This window comes from Brevundimonas albigilva (assembly GCF_023503965.1).
In the GTDB taxonomy this organism is placed as follows: domain Bacteria; phylum Pseudomonadota; class Alphaproteobacteria; order Caulobacterales; family Caulobacteraceae; genus Brevundimonas; species Brevundimonas albigilva.
In genome coordinates this window covers 473385-499311 of sequence record NZ_CP097298.1, presented here as the reverse complement: position 1 = coordinate 499311, position 25927 = coordinate 473385, and the positions used below count along the sequence as shown (strand labels likewise).

Annotated in this window: 21 protein-coding genes, 2 tRNA genes and 3 pseudogenes; 21 read left to right on the top strand and 5 right to left on the bottom strand. The window is 70.6% G+C overall.

What is annotated here, in order from left to right:
* The first annotated feature begins 50 nt into the window (after window positions 1-50).
* The 6 genes from MU852_RS02560 (at window position 51) to MU852_RS02530 (ending at window position 3918) form a co-directional block, all read left to right on the top strand.
* Window positions 51-126: transfer RNA gene (locus MU852_RS02560), tRNA-Phe, on the top strand.
* 436 nt (window positions 127-562) lie between these two features.
* Window positions 563-1450 (top strand): MotA/TolQ/ExbB proton channel family protein, encoded by an 888-nt coding sequence (locus tag MU852_RS02555; RefSeq protein ID WP_249751840.1) that lies wholly within the window; start codon window positions 563-565, stop codon window positions 1448-1450.
* A gap of 5 nt (window positions 1451-1455) precedes the next feature.
* Window positions 1456-1893 carry an ExbD/TolR family protein gene (locus MU852_RS02550; protein ID WP_249750889.1) on the top strand — a complete coding sequence of 146 codons (438 nt, stop codon included), beginning with the start codon at window positions 1456-1458 and terminating at the stop codon, window positions 1891-1893.
* Between the two features lie 12 nt (window positions 1894-1905).
* Window positions 1906-2622 (top strand): energy transducer TonB, encoded by a 717-nt coding sequence (locus MU852_RS17190; RefSeq protein WP_283843747.1) that lies wholly within the window; start codon window positions 1906-1908, stop codon window positions 2620-2622.
* 125 nt (window positions 2623-2747) lie between these two features.
* Window positions 2748-2824, top strand: a tRNA-His gene (locus tag MU852_RS02535).
* Window positions 2825-2931: 107 nt separating this feature from the next.
* Window positions 2932-3918, top strand: coding sequence for an aldo/keto reductase (locus tag MU852_RS02530; RefSeq protein ID WP_249750888.1), 987 nt, complete (start codon window positions 2932-2934; stop codon window positions 3916-3918).
* Between the two features lie 70 nt (window positions 3919-3988).
* Here the strand turns inward: MU852_RS02530 and MU852_RS02525 are convergent, their stop codons facing one another.
* The gene (locus MU852_RS02525) at window positions 3989-4411 is read right to left on the bottom strand and encodes a DUF2147 domain-containing protein (RefSeq protein ID WP_249750887.1); all 423 of its coding nucleotides are present in this window, start codon (window positions 4409-4411) and stop codon (window positions 3989-3991) included.
* 126 nt (window positions 4412-4537) lie between these two features.
* Window positions 4538-6864, bottom strand: a pseudogene (gene ligA, locus MU852_RS02520) (NAD-dependent DNA ligase LigA).
* A gap of 114 nt (window positions 6865-6978) precedes the next feature.
* Here ligA and MU852_RS18095 point away from each other — a divergent pair.
* Window positions 6979-8442 (top strand): M28 family peptidase, encoded by a 1464-nt coding sequence (locus MU852_RS18095; protein ID WP_430641179.1) that lies wholly within the window; start codon window positions 6979-6981, stop codon window positions 8440-8442.
* Here the strand turns inward: MU852_RS18095 and MU852_RS17185 are convergent.
* On the bottom strand, window positions 8439-8570 hold the full coding sequence (locus tag MU852_RS17185) for a hypothetical protein (RefSeq protein ID WP_283843746.1): 132 nt from the start codon (window positions 8568-8570) through the stop codon (window positions 8439-8441). The two genes, MU852_RS18095 and MU852_RS17185, sit on opposite strands and share 4 nt — an antisense overlap.
* 290 nt (window positions 8571-8860) lie before the next feature.
* Between MU852_RS17185 and MU852_RS02505 the strand changes: the two genes are divergently transcribed.
* The 14 genes and pseudogenes from MU852_RS02505 to MU852_RS02440 all read left to right on the top strand — a co-directional run bounded on the left by MU852_RS02505 (window position 8861) and on the right by MU852_RS02440 (window position 23653).
* Complete coding sequence (locus tag MU852_RS02505; RefSeq protein WP_249750886.1) at window positions 8861-10372, top strand: hypothetical protein; 1512 nt, start codon at window positions 8861-8863, stop codon at window positions 10370-10372.
* An 85-nt stretch (window positions 10373-10457) separates the two neighbouring features.
* A complete protein-coding gene (locus tag MU852_RS02500) occupies window positions 10458-13097 on the top strand; it encodes a TonB-dependent receptor domain-containing protein (protein ID WP_249750885.1) in 2640 nt (879 codons plus the stop codon).
* 227 nt (window positions 13098-13324) lie between these two features.
* Complete coding sequence (locus tag MU852_RS02495; protein ID WP_249750884.1) at window positions 13325-14131, top strand: type II secretion system protein N; 807 nt, start codon at window positions 13325-13327, stop codon at window positions 14129-14131.
* Window positions 14128-16248 (top strand): type II secretion system secretin GspD, encoded by a 2121-nt coding sequence (gspD, locus tag MU852_RS02490; protein ID WP_249750883.1) that lies wholly within the window; start codon window positions 14128-14130, stop codon window positions 16246-16248. The genes MU852_RS02495 and gspD overlap by 4 nt, the downstream gene beginning before the upstream one ends.
* A gap of 4 nt (window positions 16249-16252) precedes the next feature.
* Window positions 16253-17746, top strand: a complete 1494-nt coding sequence (gspE, locus tag MU852_RS02485; protein ID WP_249750882.1) for a type II secretion system ATPase GspE — start codon at window positions 16253-16255, stop codon at window positions 17744-17746.
* Window positions 17746-18957: a type II secretion system inner membrane protein GspF gene (gene gspF / locus MU852_RS02480; protein ID WP_249750881.1), complete on the top strand. Its 1212-nt coding sequence runs from the start codon at window positions 17746-17748 to the stop codon at window positions 18955-18957. The genes gspE and gspF overlap by 1 nt, the downstream gene beginning before the upstream one ends.
* A gap of 158 nt (window positions 18958-19115) precedes the next feature.
* Complete coding sequence (gene gspG / locus MU852_RS02475; protein WP_249750880.1) at window positions 19116-19538, top strand: type II secretion system major pseudopilin GspG; 423 nt, start codon at window positions 19116-19118, stop codon at window positions 19536-19538.
* Window positions 19539-19752: 214 nt separating this feature from the next.
* Complete coding sequence (locus MU852_RS02470; RefSeq protein ID WP_249750879.1) at window positions 19753-20175, top strand: GspH/FimT family pseudopilin; 423 nt, start codon at window positions 19753-19755, stop codon at window positions 20173-20175.
* On the top strand, window positions 20168-20524 hold the full coding sequence (gene gspI / locus MU852_RS02465) for a type II secretion system minor pseudopilin GspI (protein WP_249750878.1): 357 nt from the start codon (window positions 20168-20170) through the stop codon (window positions 20522-20524). Before MU852_RS02470 ends, gspI begins: the two co-directional genes overlap by 8 nt.
* Window positions 20521-21111, top strand: a complete 591-nt coding sequence (gspJ, locus tag MU852_RS02460; protein ID WP_249750877.1) for a type II secretion system minor pseudopilin GspJ — start codon at window positions 20521-20523, stop codon at window positions 21109-21111. Before gspI ends, gspJ begins: the two co-directional genes overlap by 4 nt.
* Window positions 21108-21682 (top strand): annotated as a pseudogene (gspK, locus tag MU852_RS02455) (type II secretion system minor pseudopilin GspK); the annotation flags it as partial. The gene gspJ and the pseudogene gspK, both read left to right, overlap by 4 nt.
* Window positions 21674-22090: a type II secretion system protein GspK gene (locus MU852_RS02450; protein ID WP_430641212.1), complete on the top strand. Its 417-nt coding sequence runs from the start codon at window positions 21674-21676 to the stop codon at window positions 22088-22090. The pseudogene gspK and the gene MU852_RS02450, both read left to right, overlap by 9 nt.
* Window positions 21987-23192 carry a type II secretion system protein GspL gene (gspL, locus tag MU852_RS02445; RefSeq protein WP_249750876.1) on the top strand — a complete coding sequence of 402 codons (1206 nt, stop codon included), beginning with the start codon at window positions 21987-21989 and terminating at the stop codon, window positions 23190-23192. Before MU852_RS02450 ends, gspL begins: the two co-directional genes overlap by 104 nt.
* On the top strand, window positions 23189-23653 hold the full coding sequence (locus MU852_RS02440) for a type II secretion system protein M (protein ID WP_249750875.1): 465 nt from the start codon (window positions 23189-23191) through the stop codon (window positions 23651-23653). The genes gspL and MU852_RS02440 overlap by 4 nt, the downstream gene beginning before the upstream one ends.
* Window positions 23654-23656: 3 nt before the next feature.
* On the opposite strand, the gene MU852_RS18090 is transcribed toward MU852_RS02440, so the two are convergent.
* Together MU852_RS18090 and MU852_RS02435 are read right to left on the bottom strand one after the other, a co-directional pair.
* Window positions 23657-24322: an acyl-CoA dehydrogenase domain-containing protein gene (locus MU852_RS18090; protein ID WP_283843745.1), complete on the bottom strand. Its 666-nt coding sequence runs from the start codon at window positions 24320-24322 to the stop codon at window positions 23657-23659.
* A gap of 85 nt (window positions 24323-24407) precedes the next feature.
* Window positions 24408-25886, bottom strand: a pseudogene (locus MU852_RS02435) (acyl-CoA dehydrogenase); the annotation flags it as partial.
* Between the last annotated feature and the right edge of the window lie 41 nt (window positions 25887-25927).

The window sequence follows — 25927 nt, the reverse complement described above, 5'->3', positions numbered from 1 at the left end:
CACCCGAAAGCGGCTCGCCTATAGACGCCGCTCTCGCGACGCCGAGCGGCGCCTGGATAGCTCAGTTGGTAGAGCAGCGGATTGAAAATCCGCGTGTCGGTGGTTCGAATCCGCCTCCAGGCACCATTTTTCCCGCATCATTTTGCCCCCTTCACGCCGATTTCGAACAAGCTTGCGCTGTTCGCCGTCGCCGCATCACGAAAATGTCGTGATCGGCCGCCTAAATGACGTGCTGAGCAAGACTTCGCCCTTGAACCATCCGGCGGCGAAATCGCGCTCTTCGCCCTTGACGCTCTGGTAACGGTTCGCCAAAGGGTTTCGGGACGCCTTCCCAGAGTAAACTTTCTGGGTGGAGTTCGGCGGGTCGAGGGAATGGTTTCCGACACTCGCCATCGGAGGAGGGGCCAGCCGGGCAACCGGACGGGTCCTCGCTCGTTTTCGGCGGGTCGGGTTCCACATTGGGACAAGGGACGCCGAAGGAAACATTTCAGGTTGGGGGACGGCCGGTGACATGGCCGAACCTTTGGTTCCACGAGTCAGACCAAGCAGGAACTGGCGAATTATGCTGAACAGCAAAAAGACGAACATCCTTCTCGCCATGGCCGGCGCCGCCGTCCTCATGGCGAGCACGCCGGTTCTGGCGCAAGCGCCGGCCGAGCCCGCTCCGGCCGCCGAAACGGCGATGGCTCCGGCGGCGCCCGCCGCTGCGGCTCCGGAAACCGATCCCGCGTCCGTCGGCGAAGCCGTCGGCGGCGGTCACGGCGGCGGCATCACCCCGATCTCCATGTTCATGGAAGCGACCGTGGTCGTGAAGGTCGTCATGGCCGGCCTGCTGCTGGCCTCGATCTTCTCGTGGACCCTGCTGCTCATCAAGCTGTTCGAGTTCGGCGCCCTCAACCGCAAGACCGACTCCTTCCTGGAGAACTTCCGCGGCGCCCGCACCATCGCCGACATGAAGGCGATCGCGACCGCCGAAGAGTATGAAGGCAACCCGCTGGCCGACATGGCCGCCGCCGCCACCGAAGAAGTCGACCTGTCGCGTCAGGCCGGCCTGTCGGTCACCGGCGAGCACCGCCACGACACCCTGGCCCGCGTCCAAGCCGCCGTCACCGCCGTTCAGGCCGGTCTGGCCAAGCGCATCTCGGGCGGTCAGCAGTTCCTGGCCTCGGTCGGTTCGTCCGGTCCGTTCGTCGGTCTGTTCGGCACCGTGTACGGCATCATGAACTCCTTCATCGGCATCGCGGAGTCGAACACGACCAACCTGGCCGTCGTCGCCCCGGGTATCGCCGAGGCCCTGCTGGCCACGGGTATCGGCCTCTTCGCCGCTATCCCGGCGGTTATCTTCTATAACTACTTCAACACCCGCATCGCCGCCTACGGCACCCGTGCGGACGGCTTCAACGCTGAACTGATCAACGGCATCTCGCGTCAACTCGACAAGGGGGCGTAATCCAGATGGCCGCCAAGCTTTCATCCGGCGGCGGTGGCAAGTACCAGATCGAGGCCAACAGCGAGATCAACGTTACGCCTTTCGTTGATGTCATGCTGGTCCTCCTGATCATCTTCATGGTGGCGGCTCCGCTCGCCACCGTGTCGGTGCCAGTGGAACTTCCGATCGCGGTCGCCAAGCCGGCCCCGAATCCGCCGAAGCCGGTCTATATTTCGATCCAGAACGACGGCGACGTCTTCGTGGGCGATTTCCGGACCGACGTGGGTTCGCTGGGGCAGGACCTGACCGACCAGATCGGCAGCCGTAACCCCGCCGACGAGCGGATCTTCATCCGCGGCGACCAGAACGTCCGCTACGGCGACTTCATGCAAGTCATGAACGCCCTGCAGGACAACGGCTTCTACAGTGTCGCCCTGGTCGGCGAAGACCAGTCGACGCAATAGGCGCGAGGTGCAATGACAGACGTCACTTATCACCGCAGTCGTTATGACGCGCCGAAGCAGAAGGGCTTCATGGGGGTCTCGACGCCCGTGCTGCTGGTCTGCCTGCTGGTCGTCACCATCCTCTTCGCCCTTCTCCTGTTCTATCTGCAGCAGGCGAAGTTCAAGCTGAAGGAGTTCAACTACGTCGACGAGTCGGTCGAGGTTGAGCTGGTCGAGCCGGTCCCGCCGCCTCCGCCGCCTCCGCCCCCGCCGCCCCCGCCGCCGGACACGCCTCCGCCGCCGAAGCTCCAGGTGCGCGAGCCGGTGATCAACACCCAAGCTCCGCCGCCGCCGGTCACGCTGCCGATCGAGCCGACGAAGAAGGAAAACCGCGTCGAATATTCGGGCCCGCCCGTCATCGTCCCCGGTCCTCCGCCTCCGCCCGCTCCGCCGGCTCCGGCCCGTCCGGCCGTGGTCACGAACGTGTCCTGGTCGCGCCAGCCGCGTCCGGAATTCCCGGCCCGCGCTCAAGAGCGCGGTATCGAGGACGGCACGGTCGTGCTGCTCTGCACCGTCCAGGCCAATGGCGCTCCGACGAACTGCAGCATCGTGTCGGAAACGCCTTCGGGCGCCGGCTTCGGTCGCGAAGCGCTCTCCTCCATGCGGTCGGCGCGGTTTGCGCCCGGCACCGTGGACGGGGTGGCGCAAGGGGGCCAGGCGCGCTTCACCGTGCGCTTCCGTCTCCAGTAGGCCGAACGGTCCAAACCACGAGAACGCCCCGGCCTTGCGCCGGGGCGTTTTTGTTTGCGCGGACGCACTCTTCGGCTTGATCGGTCCTTCGCCGACCGCTAGACAACGCGCCTCGCGATGCGCGGGCCGCCTTAGCTCAGTTGGTTAGAGCGCCGGTTTGTGGAGCCGGAGGTCCTCAGTTCAAGCCTGAGAGGCGGTACCATCGCCCGGACAAACGCCGGCGATGCACGGGTTGAAGCCCGACCTTTCCCTTCCCAATTCCTGTCGACGGCGCCTCGCGCCGGTTTCCCCATCGACAGGAGAGCGCCCATGAAGACGCGCACGCTGGGCCGCGACGGCCCTGAGGTTTCCGCCATCGGCCTGGGCTGCATGGGCATGAGCGCCTTCTACGGCGGCGCGGACGAAGCGCAGTCGATCGCCGTCATCCACCGCGCCCTGGACCTGGGCGTGACCCTGCTGGACACCGCCGAGATGTACGGCCCCCACGCCAACGAGGTGCTGGTCGGCAAGGCGTTGAAGGACCGGCGCGACCAGGCCTTCCTGGCGACCAAGTTCGGCATCAATTACAACGAAGACCGCAGCCGCCTGATGACCGACGGCAGCCCGGCCAATGTCCGCCGCGCCATCGACGACAGTCTGAAGCGCTTGGGCGTCGATCACGTCGATCTCTACTATCTGCACCGCGTCGATCCCGACACGCCGATCGAGGACACGGTCGGGGCGATGGCCGACCTGGTGACGGCGGGCAAGGTTCGCTTCCTGGGCCTGTCCGAGGCCGCGCCCGAGACGATCCGCAAGGCCCACGCGGTTCACCCGATCACGGCCTTGCAGACCGAATATTCGTTGTGGAGCCGAGAGCCGGAGGACGCGCTGTTCGCCCTGTGCCGCGAACTGGGCGTCGGCTTCGTGCCCTACAGCCCGCTGGGCCGCGGCTTCCTGTCGGGCGACATCCGGTCCGTGGACGACCTGGCGCCGGACGATTTCCGCCGCAGCAATCCGCGCTTCATGGGCGAGAACTTCCGGAAGAACCTGGACCTGGTCGAGGCGGTCAAGGCCATCGCCGCCGACAAGGGCGTCACGGCCGCGCAGCTGGCCCTGGCCTGGGTGCTGGCGCAGGATCCGAACCTGGTCCCCATTCCCGGCACGCGGCGCCTGCCGACGCTGGAGCAGAACGTCGCCGCGGTCGATCTGTCGCTGACGCCCGACGACTTGGCCCGCATCGAGGCCGTCTTTCCCAAGAACGCGGCGGCCGGCCACCGCTACGCCGAGGCGGCGCGCGCGGCTCTTGATCGCTGAGCCTGGCGGCGCATGAAAAAGGCCCGGCCGGATTGCTCCGGCCGGGCCTTGGTCTGTCAGGGACGCGGGACTACTGGATGCGGGTCCAGGTCTGGGTCTTGCACAGCGGCGCGACGATGCAGCCGCGCAGGCGCAGGGTGTTGTCGTTCTGCATGGTGATGGTGCCGCGATAGGTGCCGCCGTCGGCCGGATTATAGACCGAGCCGCCCCGCCATTCGGTCGGGCCGCCGGTGAAGCCGGTCAGCATGGGCAGGTTGCGCAGGGTGCGGCCGCGAAGTTCGGCGTTGCGATTGTGCTCGTCCCGGGCGTTGGCGTCGGCGCGGATGTGGTTCGACGTCACCAGGGTCCCGCACAGCGCCTGGCCGCACCGGGCGATGCGCACCTGGCCGCCGTTGGTCGGCGTCTGCCACAGACCGGTCGGGTCGGCCGCCAGGGCCGGGGAGGCGAGGGCGGCCGCCAGCGTGGCGGCGGCCATCAGAATCTTGGTCTTCATGGTCGTTCCCTTCGTTCGGGACGGCTTCGGCCGGCCCGTTGAACAACAGGGTGATCCCGCTTTCGGTTCAAAACAAGGCCCAATCCGGCGCCGATCTCCAACGAAAACCGGACGTTAGGTCAAGTTTCAGCCGCCGATCAGCGCCAGCCATTCGTCCTCGGTCAGCACCTGGACGCCGTGCTTTTCGGCCTCCTTCAGCTTGGAGCCCGCGCCTGGACCGGCCACCACATAGTCGGTCTTGCTGGACACCGAGCCGGACACCTTGGCGCCCAGGCTTTCGGCGCGGGCCTTGGCCTCGTCGCGGGTGAAGCGTTCCAGCGAGCCGGTGAAGACCACCGTCCTGCCCGCGACCGGGGTGTCGGCCTGGGGCCGTTCGACGTCGACGATGCGGGTCAGCTCGGCTTCCAGGGCCGACACGACCGCCAGATTGTGCGGCTCGTGGAAGAAGTGCGCCAGGGCCAGGGCCGCCACGGGGCCGACGCCGGCGACGCCGCCGATCTGGTTCAGCATCTCCGACGGCGCCTCCTCGCGGGCGACGCGGGCCAGTTCGACCAGGCCCGCCCAGTCGTCGGTCATGGCGGCCAGCGCGCGCCGGGCGGGGGCGGCCATGCCGGGAAAGGCCTGGCCGATCTTCATGTCCATCGTCGCCTCGGGCCAGGGATCGGCGGCGGGCGGCGCGGCCTGGGCCATCAGGGCCAGGACGCGGGGCGAAACCGCATGGGCGCCGGCCAGTTCGACCCAGGCGGCCGAGGGAATTCCGCGGCCGCCTGAAGGCACGCCGCCTTCAGCGCCGCCCAGCTTTCGAAGGCGCGGGCCAGGACCAGCGAGGTCTGCTCGCCGATCTCGCGCACGCCCAGGCCGAACAGGAAGCGGTCCAGACTGATGACCCGCCGCGCCTCTATGCCGGCGATCAGGTTGCGGATGCTGGTCTCGCCATAGCCGTCGTCCTGGGCCAGTTCGGCCAGCTTGGCCTCGTCGCGCGCCAGGCGGAAGATGTCGGCGGGCTCGCGGATCCAGCCGCGCGCATGGAAGGCGACCAGCTGCTTTTCGCCCAGGCCCTCGATGTCGAAGGCGCGGCGGCCGACGAAATGCTTCAGGCGTTCGACGATCTGGGCGTCGCAGATCAGGCCGCCGGTGCAGCGCCGCTTGACCTCGTCGCCCTCGCGCACCGCCTCCGATCCGCACACGGGGCACCGGTCGGGAAAGACGTAGGGAAGCGCGTCGGCCGGGCGCAGTTCGGGCACGATCCCCAGGATCTGGGGGATGACGTCGCCGGCGCGCTGCAGGCGCACGGTGTCGCCGATGCGCACGTCCAACCGGGCGATCTCGTCCTCGTTGTGCAGGGTCGCGTTCCTGACCACCACGCCGCCGACCGTCACCGGATGCAGCCGCGCCACGGGCGTCAGCGAGCCGGTGCGTCCCACCTGGATGTCGATCCCCTCCAGCACGGTCGTCGCCTGCTGGGCCGGGAACTTGTGCGCGATGGCCCAGCGCGGGCTGCGGGCGACGAAGCCCAGGCGTCGCTGCCAGTCCAGCCGGTCGACCTTGTACACCACGCCGTCGATGTCATAGCCCAGGGCGGCGCGATCCCGCTCCAGCTCGCGATAGGCCGCCAGCAGGCCCTCGGCCCCCTCCACCCGGCGCGAGCGGTCGTTGACCGGAAAGCCCCAGGCCTTCAGTTTCTGCAGCGCCTCCCACTGGGTCTCGGCGAAGTCGCTGGAATGCTCGCCCCAGGCGTAGGCGAAGAAGGCCAGCGGGCGCCCGGCCGTGACGGCGGCGTCCTTCTGGCGCAGCGAGCCGGCGGCGAAGTTGCGTGGATTGGCGTAGGTGCGCCGCCCCTCGGCCTCGGCCGCGGCGTTGAAGGCGGCGAAGGCGTCGTTGGGGGCATAGACCTCGCCGCGGATTTCGATCCGGTCGGGCCAGCCGTCGCCCTTCAGCGACGGGCGCACGTCGGCGATGGTTTTCAGATTGGCGGTCACGTCCTCGCCCGTGCGGCCGTCGCCGCGCGTGGCGCCGAGGGTCAGCCGGCCGTCGACATAGAGCAGATTGGCGGACAGACCGTCGATCTTGGGCTCGGCGACGAAGGCGATGGGTTCGTCGGCCGGCAGCTTCAGGAACCGGGCGATCCGGGCGACGAAGTCGCGCACCTCGCCCTCGTCGAAGGCGTTGTCCAGCGACAGCATGGGCACGCCGTGGCGCACCTCGGCGAACTGGCTGGAGGCGGCGCTGCCCACCTTGTTGGACGGCGAATCCGGGCGCACCAGGTCGGGAAAGCGGGTCTCGACAGCCGTGTTGCGCTGGCGCAGGGCGTCGTAGTCGGCGTCGGAAATCTCGGGCGCGGCCTCGCCGTACAGGGCGTCGTGCCGCGCGATCTCGGCCGCCAGCCGCGCCAGATCGATCTCGGCCGCCTGGGGCGACAGGTCTTCGACGGGAATGAGAGGATTCGCGGCCATCCGCTTCCTTACCACCCCGGCGCGGGGCGTGAAGTCCGCGCGCGGAATGACGCATCCGTATGCTGACGCCGCGCCGGCCGGACGCTAGGCTGCGGCCGCAATCCTGGAGACCGCATGACCGCTTCGACCCTTCGCGCGCTGCTGCTGGCGACCGCCGCCCTGTCGCTGGCCGCCTGCGTGCCGCCGAACGCCAGCCGGCCCGCGCCGGTCGAGACGGCGACGGCGGCCCCCGTCGCCGATCCGCGGCTGCTGGAGGACGTCCGGCTGCTGTCGGCCGACGACATGGAAGGGCGCGACACCGGCTCGGCGGGCGGGGCGAAGGCGCGCGCCTACATCGTCTCGCGGCTGGATGCGCTGGGCGTGGCGCCGGCCTCGTTCGGGCGGCTTCAGCCGTTCCAGGCCCAGGGTCATACGCGCGAGGGGACAAGGACGTTCGACGGCGTGAACATCATCGGTCTGATCCCCGGCGCCCGCGTGGCCGACCGCTACATCGTCGTCACCGCCCACTACGACCACGTCGGCGTCAACGACGGCCAGATCTACAACGGCGCGGACGACAACGCCTCGGGCGTGGCGACCCTGCTGGCGCTGGCCGCCTCGCTGAAGGCCCAGGCGCCCGACCACAGCGTGCTGCTGGTCGCCCTGGACGGAGAGGAGCGGGGCCTGCTGGGCGCCAAGGAGTTCGTGTCGTCGCCGCCCGTGCCCCTGTCGGCCATGAGCCTGAACCTGAACTTCGACATGATCGCGCGGGGCCGAGACCGACGGCCATCTGTGGGTGACGGGGACCTATCAGCACCCCGCCCTGCGCCCGATCCTCGAAGCCCTGCCGGCCCAGGGCGCGGTGTCGCTGGCCTTCGGCAAGGATACGCCGCAGGACGAGGGCGAGAACAACTGGGTCGACGCCTCCGATCACGGCGCCTTCCATGCGGCGGGCGTGCCCTTCCTTTATCTCGGGGTCGACTATCACCCCGACTATCACCGCCCCAGCGACGATTTCGAGCGCATCACGCCGTCGGTCTTCGCCGGTTCGGCCGCCCTGGCGATCGACTCGTTCCGCGCCCTGGACCGGGCGCTGGACCGATGAGACGGCGGGTTCTGATCGCCGCCGCCTGCCTGGCGCTGGCGTCCTGCGAGCGGGCCGCCGCGCCGTCCCACCAGGCCGGCGGCGGCGAGGCGTTTCGGCATGCGCTGAGCGAGGACGTCTCCGGCGAGTATCGCCCGCTGACGCCGGTCCAGATCGACGGCCTGGCGCTGGAAAGCGTCTTCATCGGCCAGCCGTCGGCGTTGGAGGCCTGGGAGCAGGGGCGGGGCGGGTCCGCGCCGGTCGTGGTGTCCCTCAGGACGCGCGAGGGCGTGATCCGCGTCGGGCCCGAGGCCTATCAGGTCACCGACGAGGCGATCCGTTTCCGGGGGCTGGGCGGGCGGGGCGTGACCGTGGCCCTGACCGGCCGGCTGGATCAGGGCACCCTGGCCACCGCCCGCCGCAATCTGGGCGACCAGACGCCGGTGATCCAGGGCGCGCTGTCGATCGGCGGCCAGTCCGCCCCGGTGCGGCTGACCCTGTGGGGCGGCGACTAGGCCGTCAGCCAGCGGGCCAGCAGAAAGGCCCCGGCGGCGACCAGAAGCCAGATCCCCGCGCCCAGGGCGACGAGCAGCGCGGTCTGGCGACGCGACCAGGCGTCAGGGTGGCGGGAACGGCGTCGCATTGCAATCCAAGGTAGCAGTTTTGTCTGCGGCAGCCAAGCCTCGTCGCCTGGCCCGGCTTGTGTGACGCTTGCGCCGTCACCGGACGGATATTCGCAAAACCGCCCCCAAACCTGCGCAAAACTTCCGGCTAAGTTTCACGAAGAGGCGCAAGCACCGTCACGTGCACTGACTATTGATCCGGACCGGGCAGGAGGGGGCGATGCGTCGTCACGGTCGGGCATGGGCTCGGCTGTCCCCTGTCATAGCTCTTTAGATCAGACACGGTGGACTGATGATGACCGGCCAACACATGAAATCCCTGCTCGTGGTCGCCGCCAGCGCCCTCGCGCTCGCCGCCTGCGGCTCGGCCGAAGTGGCCTCGCCGGGCGAAGGCGACTTCGGCGGCGGCGGCGGCGGCGGCGGCGGCGATCCGACGACCCCGACGCCGGGCACGCCCGCGGCCGACTGCCCCACGGGCCTGGCCAACGTCGGCACCATCGCCAACAACACCCTGCGCGTCTGCCAACTGCCGCAGCAGATCATCGGCAACCTGACCCTGGCGGTCCGCGCCGGCACCATCTACTCGATCACCGGCCGCACCGAAGTCGGCACCGACCGCGGCGTCGACCCCGCTTCGACCACCGGCAGCCAGGGCATCCTGACGATCGAGCCGGGCGTGCGCGTGTTCGCCTCGGGCGGCGGCGACTACCTGCTGGTCAACCGCGGCTCGCAGCTCTTCGCCGAAGGCACCGCGACCAACCCGATCATCTTCACCAGCCGCCAGAACGTCGAAGGCTCGACCACCGAAGGCTCGCAAGGCCAGTGGGGCGGCATCGTCCTGGCCGGCCGCGCGCCGCAGGCCAACTGCCAGCTGACCGCGCCGGTCACCTGCACCGGCCAGGTCGAAGGCACCAACGCCTTCTACGGCGGCAACACCCCGGCCGATAACTCGGGCCGTCTGCGCTACGTGCAGATCAAGTACTCGGGCTTCGAGATCTCGACCGGCAACGAACTGCAGGCCCTGACCCTGGCCGGCGTCGGCTCGGGCACGGTCATCGACCACGTCCAGTCCTACAACTCGTCGGACGACGGCATCGAGATCTTCGGCGGCAACGCCAACCTGAAGTACATCGTCATCAACGGCGCCGACGACGACGGCCTGGACACCGACACCGGCTGGCGCGGCGGCGCCCAGTTCGGCATCGTGACCCAGCGCGCGCCGAACTCCACCAGCCGTTCGGCGGGCTTCGAGTTCTCCTCGGCCCCGGCTTCGACGCCCTACGCCTCGCGCTACCTGTCGCAGCCCAAGATCGCCAACTGGACCCTGGTCGGCCGCAACGCCCCGATCGACGCGCACACGGTGATGCACTTCGACACCGGCACCCAGCCGACCCTGGTGAACATCGTCGCCACCAGCACGGCCGGTTCGGCCGCCGGCTGCTTCGACATCGCCGACACCGACACCCAGACCAGCTTCGACGGCGGCTCCACCCCGACGATCCGCTCGGTCTACATGTCCTGCGGCATCTCCTACCGCCCGGCCAACGCCGCCCGCTCTCAGGCGGTGTTCACCAACGCCCGCAACACCAATGTGACGGCGATGGGAACCTCGACCCTGACGGCCCCGGCCTCGGGCACGACGATCACCAACCAGAACCTGGCCTTCATCAACGGCGCGAACGAGAACGCCGTGACGCCGGTCGATGCGAAGACGGTCTATTCCTTCTTCGACACCACCACCTACATCGGCGCCGTCCAGAACGCGACCGACACCTGGTGGCAGGGTTGGACCTGCGGCCTGACCTCGGGTTCGACCTGCTGATTGAGCTGAAGCAGGCGGCGGTCCCTTCGCGGGGCCGCCGCCGCCCCTTTCGGGCGCCGCCGTCTCTCGAACCAAGGCTCAGACCATGAAGAAATTTAAGATGACCCTGAGCGGGGTCCTGCTGGCCACCAGCGCGATGATCGCGCCGGGTCTGGCGTTCGCTCAAACCGAAACCGCGCCGACCCAGCAGACCCCCGCCGAACAGGCCGAGCCTGCGACGGTCGACGAGATCGTGGTCCTGGGCCGCTACATCCCCGAACCGAACCGCGAAAGCTCCGAGGTCGCGGCCTTCCTGACGTCGGAAGACCTGGAGCGCACTGGCGACAGCAACGCCGCCGCCGCCCTGACCCGCGTCACCGGCCTGTCGATCGTCGAGGGGCGCTTCATCTATGTGCGCGGCCTGGGCGAGCGTTACTCCTCGGCCCTGCTGAACGGTTCGCCGCTGCCCAGCCCCGAGCCGCTGCAGCGCGTCGTGCCGCTGGACCTGTTCCCGTCCAGCATCCTGGACGGCGTGACCGTCCAGAAGACCTATTCGCCCAACTTCCCCGGCGAGTTCGGCGGCGGCGTCATCGACCTGCACACCATCGACGCGCCCGCCGATCCGTTCTTCACGATGAAGCTGTCGCTGGGCGGCAACACCGAGTCGACGGGCAAGGAAAACCTGATCTACTACGGGTCGCGCACCGACTTCACCGGCTTCGACGACGACACGCGCGAGGTTCCGGGCCAGATCGCGATCGCCTTCGACACCGGTCTGCAGATCAATCGCGCCAACTTCAGCGCCGACGAGCTGCAGGCCATGGGCCAGTCGCTGGTCAATGCGCCGCTGCGGCTGCTGCAGCGCGAGAAGACCCCGATCGACGGCGGACTGGAACTGGCCGGCGGCTTCTCGCAGGACACCGGCCTGGGCACGCTGGGGGTCATCGCGGTCGCCGGTTACGACAACAGCTGGCGCGCCCGCGAAGGCGTGCAGGAAGAGGGGCAGTTCCAGGGCGAAGACCTGGTGCCGGTCTCGACCTATGCGGTCCAGTCGAACCAGAACGACATCCGCCTGAACTTCCTGGGCGGCCTGTCGCTGTCGACCGACGACCACGAGGTGAAGTGGACGAACCTGTACGTCCGCAACACCACCAAGGAAGCGCGCTCGACGGCCGGTCCGGACTTCGACGCCGGCGGCGGGATCATCCGCAACGACTACACCGAATGGTTCGTCCGCCAGCTGTTCACCAGCCAACTGGCCGGCGAGCACCACTTCATGGACGGCATGCTGGAAATCGACTGGCGCGCGGCCTACGCCAAGACGTCGCGCGACGCGCCCTATGAATCGCGCTTCCAGTACGGCGTCGACGCGGACGGGAACTTCATCCACAACGTTCAGGGCAATCTGATCTCGTTCAGCGAACTGGACGACGACATCGTCTCGGGCGGGGCCGACGTCGCCTACACCGTGCCGCTGTCGAACGCCCGCGAGGTCGTCTTCAGCGCCGGGGTGTCGTCCTTCGACAACAATCGCGACGCCGTGCGTCACGACCTGCAGTTCGAGGCGGTCAACGGCCTGACGGAAGAACAGCGCCAGTCGCGCATCGACTATCTGTTCTCGGACTACAACATCAACCCCAGCACCCTGCAGCTGCGCGAGATCGCGGGCATCAACGGCGCCAGCGCCTATGACGCCGAGCTTCAGGTCAACGCCGCCTATGTGATGGCCGACGCGGAACTGATCCCGCTGGTCCGCACCACCGTCGGCGTCCGCTTCGAGGACGGCCAGCAGAGCGTCACCCCGCGCGACCTGTTCGGCGGCGCCACGCCCTACCAGCCGACCGAGATCGACGAACAGTACTGGCTGCCGTCCTTCACCGGCACCTGGAACTTCGCCGAGGACCAGCAGCTGCGTCTGGGCGCGTCCAAGACCATCGGCCGCCCGCAGTTCCGCGAGCTGGCGCCGCAGGCCTACACCGACCCGGAAAGCGACCGCATCTTCATCGGCAACCCCTATCTGGTGGACACCGAGATCCTGAACCTGGACGCGCGGTACGAATGGTACTTCGCCCGCCAGCAGTTCGTGACCGCCGGCGTCTTCTACAAGAACCTGGACAAGCCGGTCGAAGCCGTGATCGTCGACGTCGGCAACCAGCGCCAGCAGTCGTTCCTGAACGCGCCGGAGGCGACCATCTACGGCGCCGAGTTCGAGGTGAAGAAGTACTTCGAATTCCCGGATCAGAACGCCTTCGTCTCCAACAAGCGCTGGCTGGTCCAGGCCAACTACACCTGGTCGGACTCCGAGGTCAGCGTCGGCGACGGCGACACCGTCCTGACGCTGGGCGGCGCGGGTTCGCCCGAACCGGCGGACTTCTTCATCCAGGACGGCAGCCGCCTGCAAGGCCAGTCCGAGCACGTCGCCAACCTGCAACTGGGCTGGGAAGACGACACGGCGCGGTCGCAGGCGACCGTCATCGTCAACTACGTCAGCGAGCGGATCACCGCCCGCGGCGCGGGAACCGGCGCCAGCCGCGAACCGGACTATGTGCAGGAGCCGGGCGTGTTCCTGGACTTCGTCTATCGCAAGGACTTCACCGTCATGGACCGCGACCTGGGCTTCGCCCTGGAACTGCGCAACCTGCTGGGGACGGACTTCGACGAGTACCAGGAACGCGGCAACAAGATCCGCATCAACAACTACGAACTGGGCCAGAGCGCCTCGGTCAGCCTGACCGCCCGCTTCTGATCCCGGCTTTCGACCGACCAGACGACCGGAAGGCCCGACGGCTTTCCGGTCGTTTTCTTTTGTGAATATTCGTCCGCGTACCCCAATCGTCACGACAAGTTCTCCGCCTCGTCATGCAGCCGTGAGGCCCGCATACGGACGATTGGTCTAATGGCGCTGTCGGTCCTCGGGGGGCCGTTTGGACGGGCGCCGTGATCGCGACACTGCGAAACATCAGGCCGGAGACCATGCGCCAATCGCTGGCGGCCTGGCCCTGGCGCCGGATCGTCCCGGCGGCGCTGGCGCTGCTGCTGCTCGTGCAGGCCGGCCGGCTCGCGTGGATTTTCCTGGCGCCCCAGCCCTCTCTGCAGGCGGCCCCGGCGGCGCCGAGCCGCCCCGTCGACATGGGCGTGCTGTCGCGCTTCGACGCCTTCTTCCGCACCGGCGCGCCGTCCAGCCTGGAAGGCGCTTCGGGCGACGAGGCCGGCCAGCTTCGCCTGTTCGGCGTGCGCGCCGGCGGGCAGGGCGGCGGCTCGGCCATCATCGGCCTGGCCGACGGCCGGCAACTGTCCGTGGGCGTGGGCGAGGAGGTCATGCCCGGCCTGGTGCTCCAGGCGGTCGGTCCGGACTTCGTCACCCTGGCGCGGGGACAGTCGCTGTCTCGGCTGGCCTTCTCGGAGGTCCCGGCCGGCGCCGCGCCGCCCCCGCCGCCGCCCGCGACGGAACAGGTCGTCACCCCCGCGCCCGCGCCCGCGTCCACCCCCGCGGCGGCGGTGGTGGATCCCCAGCGCCTGATGGCCCAGGCGTCGCTGCGTCCGCGCCTGCAGGGGCTGGGCGTCAACGGCTTCACCGTCTCCTCGGCCGGCAACGCCTCGGAGCTGCGCGCGGCCGGGCTGCAGGCCGGGGACGTCATCCTGTCGGTCAACGGGACGGCGCTGGACAGCCCCCAGGCCATCGGCGCCCTGCGCGGTCAACTGGCCAGCGCCCCTTCGGCCGAGATTCAGTACGAGCGCAACGGCGAGATGCGCACCACCACCATAAGGACGCGTCCATGAACGCCCGCATCCGCAACACCCTGGTCGGCGCCCTGACGGCGACCCTGGCCGCGCAGGGGCCGCTGGCGGCCGCGCCCGCCCTGGCTCAGGCCCGGCAGACGTTGAACGTCCAGGGCGCCGACATCCGCGCCTTCATCCAGGACGTGGCGCGCACGACCGGCCGCACCTTCATCGTCGATCCGGCGGTGTCCGGCACGGTGACGGTGACCAGCGACCGTCCGCTGAGCCGCGCCCAGCTGTTCGAGGTCTTCCTGTCGACCCTGCGCGCCAACGGCCTGGTGGTCACCCCGACCCAGTCGGGCGCCTATCGCATCAGCCCGGCCCAGGGCGCCGCCCAGGGACCGTCGACCGTCGGGGCGGAGCGCTTCTCCACCGAGGTCTTCCCGTTGCGCAACATCGACGCCGCCTCGGCGGCCGAGACCATCCGGCCGCTGGTCGGCGCCCAGGGGCAGGTGCTGGCCAATCCCGGCGCCAACAGCGTGGTGGTCGCCGACTTCGCCGACAACCTGGCGCGGGTGCGCGCCCTGATCGCGCGGATCGACGTCGATCGCTCCAGCTACGAGGTCGTGACGCTGGAGAACGCCTCGGCGCGCGAGATCGCGGGCGTGCTGCAATCGGTGCTGGCCGCGCCGGGCGGCGGCGGGCAGGGGATGGTGTCGGTCACGCCGGTCGAAAGCTCGAACTCCCTGGTGCTGCGCGGCGACGGCCAGGCCCTGACGCGCGTGCGCGGCCTGATCCACGACCTGGACGGCCGGTCCCAGTCGGCCCAGGACGTCAACGTCGTCTTCCTGGAACACGCCAACGCCGAGCAGCTGCTGCCGGTGCTGCAGCAGATCGTCGGCCAGCCGGTCAGCGGCGACGGCGCCTCGCAGACGCCGCGCCTGCAGACGGCGCGCGCGACCGGCAGCGCCGCCGCCGGGGGCGGCTTGCGCCCCGGCCTGACCCAGGCCGACGACCAGGACGCCGGCCCGATCGGCTCGACCACCATCACCGCCACCGGCCAGCGCGCCACCATCGCGCGGTTCCCCGGCGCCAACGCCCTGGTCATCTCGGGGCCGGCCGACATGCAGCGCACCCTGGCGGACGTGATCCGCCGGCTGGACGTGCGCCGCCAGCAGGTTCTGATCGAGGCCATCGTCGTCGAACTGAGCGACAACGCCGTGCGCGAACTGGGCGTCCAGTGGCTGTACGGCGGCGAGAACGGCGTCGGCCTGACCAACTATTCCGACAGCGCGGCGCCCCTGGTTCCCATCGCCGGCGGCGTCGCCTCGGGCCAGCTGGACGCGGACGATCCCCTGCGCGAGCAGCTACAGAACCTGGCCCTGAACACCCTCCTGGGCGCCAACGGCTTCGTCGGCGGGGCGGGCGGCAAGGTAGGCGACGGCCTTTTCGGCTTCATCATCAACGCGGCCAAGACCGACGAGGGATCGAACCTGCTCCAGACCCCGTCGATCATGACGCTGGACAACGAGGAGGCCACCTTCCTGGTCGGCCAGGAAGTGCCGATCACCACCGGCCAGACGCTGCTGGACGGCAACTCCAACCCGTTCACGACCACCGACCGCAAGGACATCGGCGTGCGGCTGACGGTCAAGCCGCAGATCAACGCGGGCGGCTCGATCACCCTGACGCTGCGCCAGGAGGTGTCGGCCATCAACGGCGTGCTGAGCACCGGCGCCTCGGACCTGGTGCTGGACAAGCGCGAGCTGGAGACGACGCTGGTGGTGGACGACGGCGACATCGCCGTGGCCGGCGGCCTGCTGGACCAGAACGACCGGCTGCGTCAGGACAAGGTGCCGGGCCTGGGCGACATCCCCGGCGTCGGCGCCCTGTTCCGCTCGACCAGCCGCCAGCGCGGACGGACCAATCTGATGGTCTTCCTGCGCCCGACCATCATTCGCACGCCGGATCAGGCGCAGGGGCTGGCCGCCGACCGGTGGGGCTATATGCGCGACCAGCAACTGGCCGTTCAGCCCGACCGCGAGCCCAGCCTGGATGCGTTGGTGCGCGACTATATGCGCACCCAGCCGCCCGCCGCCCCCGCCAGCGGCGAGCCGACCGTGATCGCGCCCGTGGCGCCGGTCGACGCCCGGCCTCTGGCGCCCGCCGGGTCCTGAGATCATGATCACCCTGGTCAGCCCCAGCCTGCCGTACGGCTTCGCCAAGCGTCACGGCGTCCTGCTGCTGGACGCCGGGGAGATCGCGCGCGTGGGCGTCCGCGAGGGGGCCGACCCGATCGCGCTGATCGAGGCGCGGCGCGCCCTGGGCCGCCCCCTGTCGGTGGAGCCGCTGAGCCCCGCCGCCTTCGACCGGCAACTGTCGGAAATCTACGCCGGGGACCACCTGAACGCCGCCGACGACGACCTGGAGATGCCGGCCGGGCTGGACAGCCTGATCGACGACATCCCCGCCGCCGCCGACCTGCTGGACACGGCCGACGACGCGCCGGTCATCCGCCTGATCAACGGGATCATCGCCGAGGCGGTGCGGGCCGGGGCCTCGGACATCCACCTGGAAACCTACGAGTCGGCGCTGGTGGTGCGGATGCGGATCGACGGCGTGCTGCGCGAGGCGCTGAGCCTCAATCCCCGCATCGCGCCCTTGCTGGTGTCGCGCATCAAGGTCATGGCGCGGCTGGACATCGCCGAGAAGCGCATTCCGCAGGACGGCCGCATCCCCCTGGCCCTGGGCGGCAAGACGCTGGACGTGCGGGTGTCGACCCTGCCGTCGCGAGGGGGCGAGCGGGTGGTGCTGCGCATCCTGGACAAGGATCAGGCCGGCCTGACGCTGGACCGGCTGGGCATGGCGGACGACGCCCTGGCGGCCTTCCGCGCCGCCCTGGCCGAACCCAACGGGATCATCCTGGTCACGGGACCGACCGGCTCGGGCAAGACCACCAGCCTCTACGCCGGCCTGGCGCTGCTGAACGACGGCGCGCGCAACATCCTGACGGTCGAGGACCCGGTCGAATACGCCATCGACGGCGTCAGCCAGACCCAGGTGAACCCCAAGGTCGGCATGACCTTCGCCGCCGGCCTGCGCGCCATCCTGCGCCAGGATCCGGACGTGGTCATGGTCGGCGAGATCCGGGACGTGGAGACGGCGGGCGTCGCCGTCCAGGCGTCTCTGACCGGGCACCTGGTGCTGTCGACGGTCCACACCAACGATGCGGCGGGCGCCGTGACCCGTCTGCGCGACATGGGGATCGAGCCCTTCCTGCTGGCCTCGACCCTGCGGCTGGTCGTGGCCCAGCGGCTGGTGCGGCGGCTGTGCCCGCATTGCCGCATGGCCGAAAAGGCCGACGAGCCGAGCGCCCGGCTGATCGGCGCCAAGGCGGGCGTGACGATCTGGCGGCCGCACGGCTGCGCCCACTGCGCCGACACCGGCTATATCGGCCGGGTCGGCCTGTACGAGGTGCTCAAGGTCACCGACAAGGTCCGCCGCCTGATCGCCGCCGAGGCCGGCGAGGACGCCCTGGTCGAGGCCGCCTTCAAGCAGGGCGGAACCCTGTCGGACCGGGCGCGCGACCTGGTGCTGGCGGGCGTCACCTCGGTCGAGGAGGCGGTCCGCGTCGCCCGGCAGGAAACCGCGACCGATCCGGCGGAGGCGGCCTGATGGCGGCGTTCGACTATGTGGCCGTCGACGGCGCGGGCCGTACGGTCTCGGGCGCCCTGGACGCCGCCGACGAGGCCGCCGCCCGGGGCCTGCTGGGGCGGCGCCGGCTGATGCCGCTGGAGGTCACGCCCGCCCGCATGGCGGCGCGGGGGGATCGCCCGGCGCGGTCCGGCGGCCGGTTGTCGGCCAAGGCCCTGGCCCTGACCACCCGCCAGCTGGCCACGCTGGTGTCCGTCTCGCCGCTGGAGGAGGCGTTGCGGACGCTGGCGCTGCAGGCCGATCGGCCGGTCGTCCGCCGGGTGCTGGAAGGGGTTCACGCCGGCGTGCTGGAAGGGCGGACCCTGGCGGACGCCATGGGCCAGCATGGCCGCGCCTTCCCGCCGCTGTACCGCGCCATGGTTTCGGCCGGAGAGCGGTCGGGTACGCTGCAACCGATCCTGGAGCGGCTGGCCGACGATATGGAACGCGACCAGCAGGTGCGCGGCAAGGTCGTCACCGCCCTGGTCTATCCGGCCGTCCTGGCGGTCGTCGCCCTGGGCGTGGTGACGGCGCTGATGGTCTTCGTCGTGCCCAAGGTGGTCGACCAGTTCGACAGCATGAACCAGACCCTGCCGCTGCTGACGCGCCTGGTCATCGGCCTGTCCGACGTCATGCGCACCTGGGGCTGGCTGATCGTGCTGGGCCTGGCGGGCCTGGTCGCGGGCGGCGTCATGGCCCTGAGGAACCCCGGTCTTCGCCTGCGCTTCGACCGCTGGCGGCTGCGCGCGCCCCTGGTCGGGCGGCTGACGCGCGACCTGCACGGGGCCAAGATGGCCCGCACCCTGTCGACCATGATCGCCGCCGGCCTGCCGGTGCTGGAAGGGCTGACCATCACGGCCCGCACCGTGTCGAACCACGCCCTGCGTCAGGCGACCGAAAGCATGGCCGAGGCGGTGCGCGAAGGCGGCGGCCTGTCGGCCGCCATGCGCCGCGCCGACGTCTTTCCGCCGATTCTGGTCTATATGGCCGCCTCGGGCGAGAGCAGCGGCCGGCTGGAGCCGATGCTGGAACGCGCCGCCGACTATCTGGAACGCGAGTTCGCCAGTTTCACCGCCGTGATGCTCAGCCTGCTGGAGCCGGCCGTGATCGTGGTGATGGGCGGCGTGGTCGCCCTGATCGTGCTGTCGATCCTGCTGCCCATCCTTCAGATCAACACCCTGGCGATGGGGTGAGGGAGTCGCTCATGTTTTTTGGTCCTACCGCTCGCCGCGCGGCGGCTCGCTGCTTGAGGACGTTCGCCATGGCGCGCCGCCGCGCGGCCCAGCGGGGCGCGACAGGAAATCCCCGCGCTCAAGCCGCGCGCCGCCGCGCGGCGCGCGGTAGCGCAAGAATGAACCGCCAGGGGTTCACCCTGGTGGAGTTGATGGTGGTCATCGTCATCATCGGCCTGTTGGCCACCGTCGTGGCCCTGAACGTCCTGCCCAGCCAGGACAAGGCGATGCTGGGCAAGGCGCGGGCCGACATCTCGGTGCTGGAACAGGCCATCGAGACCTATCGGCTGGACAACCTGACCTTCCCGACCGACCAGCAGGGCCTGCAGGCGCTGGTCTCGCCGCCGTCGGACCTGACCCGACCGGAGCGCTATCGCCAGGGCGGCTATGTGCGGCGCCTGCCGACCGATCCCTGGGGCAACCCCTACCAGTACCGTCGCCGCAGCGCCCACGGCGGCCAGTTCGACGTCTTCTCCTTCGGCGCGGACGGCAAGGCGGGAGGCGAGGGCGATGACGCCGACCTCGGCAACTGGCAGGCCTGACACTGGCGCCCCAGCCGCGCGCCGCTGCGCGGCGAGCGCTGGCGCGAACCAATCCGCCCGCGCTCAAGCCGCGAGCCGCCGCGCGGCGAGCGCTGGCGCAAACCAACCCGCCCGCGCTCAAGCAGCGAGCCGCCGCGCGGCGAGCGCTGGCGCAAACCAACCCGTCCGCGCTCAAGCAGCGAGCCGCCGCGCGGCGAGCGCTAGCGCAAACACAATGCGCGCCGGCTTCACCCTGGTCGAGCTGATGATGACGCTGGTGGTCATCGGCCTGGCGGCGGGGGCGGTGGTGCTGTCCATGCCCGACCCCCGGCCCGCCGTCGGCGAGACGGCCGAGCGGTTCGCCGCCCGCCTGGTTCGCGCGCGCGAGGAGGCCATACTGACCAACCGCATGGTGTCGGCCTCGACCGACGCGCAAGGGTATGCGTTCGCCCGCTTCGACGGCGACGCGTGGACGCCGCTGGACGGCCCGTTCGCGCCCCAGGCGTGGGGCGAGGACGTGCGCGCGCCGCGTCGGGGCGTCCGCATCGTCTTCGACGAGACCGGCGGGGCCGAACCGGCCCAGGTCGAGCTGTCGCGCGAGGGCCAGGTCGTGTCGGTGCGCGTCGACGCCGCCGGAGAGGTGGCGGTCGATGGCTGAACGCGGCGGCTTCACCCTGATCGAGCTTCTGGTCGCGCTGGCGGTCTTCGCCCTGGCGGCGATGGCGCTGCTGAACCTGTCGGGCGAGGGCGTGCGCTCGGCCGCCCGGGTGGAGACGCGGACCCTGGGGGGCGTGGTCGCCGAGAACCTGGCGGTCGAGGCCATGACCGCCCAGAGCCTGCCGACGGGAGAAACCTCGGGCCAGGTCCAGATGGCCGGTCAGGCCTGGCGCTGGCGGCGCACGGTCAGCGGCACGGCCGTGCCGGGTATGGGCCGCATCGACATCGCCGTCTATGACGACGACGGCCTGGCGGCGGATCGCACCCTGTTCCGGAGCGCGGGATCATGAGGCGCGCGCGCGGGGGCTTCACCCTGGTCGAGGTGCTGGTGGCCCTGGCCGTCTTCGCCCTGATCGCGGCGGCGGGCGCCCTGGTGCTGGCGCGCACGATCGACACCCGCTTCATCGTGCACGAGCACGCCGAGCGCATCGCCGAACTGCAAAGGATGCGCGCCCTGCTGAAGGCGGACCTGGCCCAGGCCGCGCCGCGCCGGACCCGCGCGCCGACCGGCCGCCCCCTGCCGCGCGCCCTCATGGGCCAGACGGTTCCCGGCGATCCGGTGCTGACGCTGGTCCGGGCCGCATGGAGCAATCCCGACGGTGCGGCCCGGCCCGGCCTCCAGCGCGTGGAATACCGGGTGGTCGAGAACCGGCTGGAACGGCGCGCCTCGACCTATCTGGACGGCGCGCGGGCCGGTCCGCCGCAGGTGCTGTACCGCGGCGTCAGCGACGTCGCCGTCACCTTCATCCAGGACGGGTCCGAGGCGCCGGCCTTCCTGTCCAGCCGCGACCGGCCCCTGCCGCAGGCGGTTCGGATCGTCATGACGCTGGACGGCCTGGGCCGGGTCGACCAGCTGTTCGCGGTGTCCGCCGGATGAGGCGCGCGGCCGACAGACAGGGGATGGCCCTTCTGACCGTGCTGCTGCTGGTGGCGGTGATGGCGGCGGTGGCCGTGCTGATCCTGGACGACATCCGCTTTTCCGTGCGCCGGACCACCAATGTGGAGACGCAGGCGCAGGCCCAGTGGTACGCCGCCGGCGCCGAGGCCCTGGCGCGCCGCCAGATCGCCGACCTGATGGCCGTCGATCCCGCCCGCACCCCGCTGGAGCCGCGCTGGAACGGGCGCGTGCTCGATTTTCCGATCGACGAGGGCTCGATCCGGGCGGTCGTGACCGACGGCCAGGCCTGTTTCAACCTGAACAGCCTGGTGGTGGGCCAGGACGAGGATCTGGTCGCCAATCCGGAGGCCCAGGCGCGCTTCGTGGCCCTGGGCGCCGCGCTGGGCGCGCCTCGGGGCCGGATGACGGCGCTGGCGGGGGCCCTGACCGACTGGATGGACGGCGACGCCGACGTCTCGCCGGGCGGGGAGAGGACGCGCGCTACGCCGGCCTGGCCACGCCGTACCGCACCGGCGGCGTCATGCTGGCCGACGTCAGCGAGATGCGCGCCGTGGCCGGCATGGACGAGGCGCTCTATCGCCGCCTGCGCCCGCTGATCTGCGCCCTGCCGGTCAGCGGCGTGTCGCCGATCAACCTGAACACCCTGACGGCGGAGCAGGCGCCCCTGCTGGTCATGATGACCGGCGGCGCCCTGGGGCTGAACCAGGCCAAGGCCGCGATCGCGGCGCGGCCGCCCGGCGGCTGGGCCACGATGGACGCCTTCTGGGCCCAGCCCGCCCTGCGCGGCGTGGCGGCCGACGAGACCATGCGCGGCCAGGCGTCCCTGCTGACCCGCTTTTTCGACCTGCGCGTCGATGTCGACTACGGCGGCGCCCGCGCGGTCCGCACCGCCCTTCTCTACGCCGCCCCCGACGGCGGCGTGCGCACCGTCATCCGACGCTGGATTCCTGAAGAATGACCCAGACCCGCCTCGTCCTGATTCCGCCCACGGCGCCCTGCCGGCGCCCTTCCTGATCGTCGACCCGCGCGGGCGCGTGCTGCAGCGCGGATCGCTGAGCCTGGAGGCGCCGGATCCGACGCCGGACCTTCGCACCGTGGCGGTGGCGCCCGGCGCGGACGTGCTGGTGCGTTGGCTGGACCTGCCGGTCGGCGGCGCCAACCAGGTGCGGGCCGCCGCGCGCTGGGCCCTGAAGGGCGAACTGGCGGGCGATCCCGAGCGTCTGGCCGTGGCCCTGGGGCCGACCGGGCCGGACGGCGGCCCGCGCCTGGTCGCGGCCGTGTCGAGCGTGCTGCTGGAAGCCTGGCTCGACTATCTGCGGGCGCTGGGCGTCCAGCCGGCGGCCCTGGTTCCCGACTGCCTCACGCCGCCGGTTCCCGAAGCCGAGGGCCAGCTGAACGCCATCCGCTATGGCGGCGACGTCGCCTTGCGGGGCGGGGCCTTCGCCGCCTCGGTGCAGGCCGACCTGGTTGCGGCGGTGGCCGGCGACCGGCGCGTGACCTGGATCGACGGCCAGGAAGCGGTCGAGGACCGGCTGGCGGCGACGGCTCTCCATCCGCCCGTCGATCTGCTGACCGCCCTGGTCCGGCCCCGCGCGGCGTCTCGGGGCGGCTGGCGGCTGGCGGCCGTGCTGGCGGCGGCGGTGGTCGCTTCGCCCCTGGTGCTGACCTTGGCGCACGCCGCGCGCGACAGTCTGGCCGCCGACCGCGCGGACCGGCGAACCCGCGCCCTGATCGCCGAGACCTGGCCCGAGGCGGCGCGCGCCGACGATCCGATCGGCGAGATTCAGCGGCGTCTGTCCGTGGCGCCGCCGCCCGGCGGCTTCACCGCGGGCGCCGCGGCGCTGTTCGCCGCCGTCGAGCAGGTGGAGGGCGCCGAGCTGGACGGCCTGTCGGCCGACCCCGAGCAGGGCCTGCGCGCCACCGTCAGCTATCCGGCGTTCCAGGATCTGGACGCCCTGCGCGCCGCCGTGGAGGCGGGCGGCCTCGGCCTGTCGGACACCAGCACGGTCGAGGACGGCGGCCGCGTGGTCAGCGAAGTCATCGTGGGAGGCCCGGCATGAACCGCCTGACGTCGACGGCCCTGGCCTGGTGGGAGGGTCGCACCCTGCGCGAGCAGCGGATGCTGGCCGTGATGGGACTGGCCGTGCTGGCGGTGCTGGTCTGGCTGGCGGTGGTGCGCCCCGCCTGGGCGTGGCGGGAAGCGGCCGCGCGCGATCGGTTTCGCGCCGAGAACGCCCTGATCCTGGTCCAGCGCGCAGCCCAGCGGGCGCCGTCGGAGGCGGCGGCCGCCGGCGACATCCGCGCGGCGGTCGACGCGGCCAGCGCCCAGGCGGGCGTCACGCCGGTGATGGGCATGGCCGCGGACGGCGCCCTGGGCTTCAGCCTGACCGGCGTCCAGACGGCCGCCGCCTTCGGCTGGCTGTCGGCCCTTCATGACAAGGGCGTCGAGGTCCAGAGCCTCAGCGTGGTCGAGAACGCCGACGCGACCCTGACGGTCGAAGGCTCGCTCGTCTCGCGCTAGGCGCTATTCGGCCGCATGGGGGACGGAGCGGGGACGGGCGCCCCGCGCCAGGTCTTCCGGGGCGAAGTCGTCCACCGCGACCACGTCGGCGACGGCGTCGTCGGCGTCCTTCAGCAGCGCCATCTCCTCGGGCGTCAGCAGGCCCTGTTCGGCCGCCGTGCGCCAATCGCGGATGCGACGCGCCCTCAGCCGGTCGTGGATCGGCTGGGTCCGCACCACCAGGTCGAAGGCCTGCTCCAGCCGGCCCACCGCCTCGTCGCCGATATAGACCCCCTCGGTCAGGCGGTCGCGCGTCGCCGACGGCTCCAGGATCAGGCGGGCGCAGGCGCGCACGGTGTGATCGCGCGGCCCGGTGCGGATGACCCCGAACGGCAGCACGAACACCTTCAGCAGCCAGGCGGCCGGACGGTTGGGGAAGTTGTCCAGGATTTCCTTCAGCCGCCGCTCGATGGTCAGGAAGCCGTCCTGCATCACATAGTCCAGCAGCGGCAGGTCCTCGGCCTGGCGGCCCTCGTCCTCCCAGCGCTTCAGGGCGGCGCTCATCATGTAGAGTTCGGACAGGATGTCGCCGAAGCGGGCCGACAGCATCTCGCGCCGCTTCAGCGATCCGCCCATGGTCAGCAGCGCCATGTCCGAGGCCAGGGCGAAGGCGGCGGCGTAGCGGCCCATGCGGCGATAGTAGCGGCGCGCCGCCCCCGGTCGGCGCCTCGCCCAACAGCCCGTCGGTCCAGGCGCTGGTAAAGGCGCGGCGCGCGGTGCGCAGGGTGTGGACGACGTGGGTCCAGAAGACGGCGTCGAATTGGGCCAGGCCCTTCTCCACGTCCTGCTCGGCCAGGGCCTGCATTTCCTTCAGGATATAGGGATGGGCGCGGATCGCCCCCTGGCCGAAGACGATCAGGCTGCGCGTCAGGATGTTGGCGCCCTCGACCGTGATGCCCACCGGCACGGCGCGATAGAAGTTGCCCAGATAGTTGTTCGGCCCGTCGATCACCGCCTTGCCGGCGTGGACGTCCATGGCGTCGTTGGCGGCCACCCGCATCCGCTCGGTCGCGCCATGCTTCATGATGGCCGAGACGACGGACGGGTGATGCCCCAGCGCCAGGCCGGAACAGGTGAAGCGCCGCGCGGCGTCCAGCAGATAGGCGTTGGCGGCGATGCGGGCCAGGCGCTCCTGCACGCCCTCGAACTCGCCGATGGGGATGCGGAACTGCTGGCGCACGCGGGCGTAGGCTCCGGTGGTGCGCGCCGCCAGGGCCGCGCCGGCCGACGACAGCGAGGGCAGGGAGATGCCCCGCCCGGCCGCCAGCGCGGCGTTCAGCATCATCCAGCCCTGGCCGATCCGCTCGCGTCCGCCCAGGACGGCGTCCAGCGGCAGGAAGACGTCATGACCCTCGTTCGGCCCGTTGATGAAGGCCTGCATCGACGGCAGGTGCCGACGGCCGATGGTCACGCCCGGGGTGTCGGTCGGGACCAGGGCGACGGTGATGCCCAGGTTCTCCTCGCCGCCCAGGAGGCCGTCCGGGTCGCGCAGCTTGAACGCCAGCCCCAGCACGGTCGAGATCGGGCCCAGGGTGATGTAGCGCTTTCTCCAGTTCAGCCGCATCCCCAGCACCTTGCGGCCCTGATATTCGCCCTCGCAGATCACGCCCTCGTCGGTCATGGAGGCGGCGTCGGAACCGGCCTCGGGGCTGGTCAGGCCGAAGGCCGGGATTTCACGGCCGTTGGCCAGGCGCGGCAGCCAGTGATCGCGCTGCTCGTCCGTGCCGAACTGCATCAGCAGTTCGCCCGGCCCTAGCGAGTTCGGCACCATCACCGTGACGGCGGCGGAGGTGGAGCGGGTCGAAATCTTCCGGACGACTTCGGAATGGGCGTAGGCCGAGAACTCCAGCCCGCCATAGCGTTTCGGGATGATCATGCCGAAAAAGCGTTCGCGCTTCAGGAAGGCCCAGACCTCCGGCGGCAGATCCTGGTCCTCCCAGGTGATCTTCCAGTCGTCCAGCATGGCGCACAGCCGCTCGACCGGGCCGTCGATGAAGGCCTGCTCGGCTTCGGTCAGCTCGGCGGGCGGAATGTCGAGGAAGGCCTCCCAGTCCGGCGCGCCGGTGAACAGTTCGGCGTCCCACCAGACGTCGCCCGCCTCGATGGCCTCGGCCTCGGTCGCCGACATCTCGGGCAGGACGGTCTTGGCCCAGTGATAGATGGGGCGGGACAGGCGGTCTTTGCGAAAGGACATGAGGGGACTCCAGAGACGTCCCCTCCCAACGGCTGTCATGC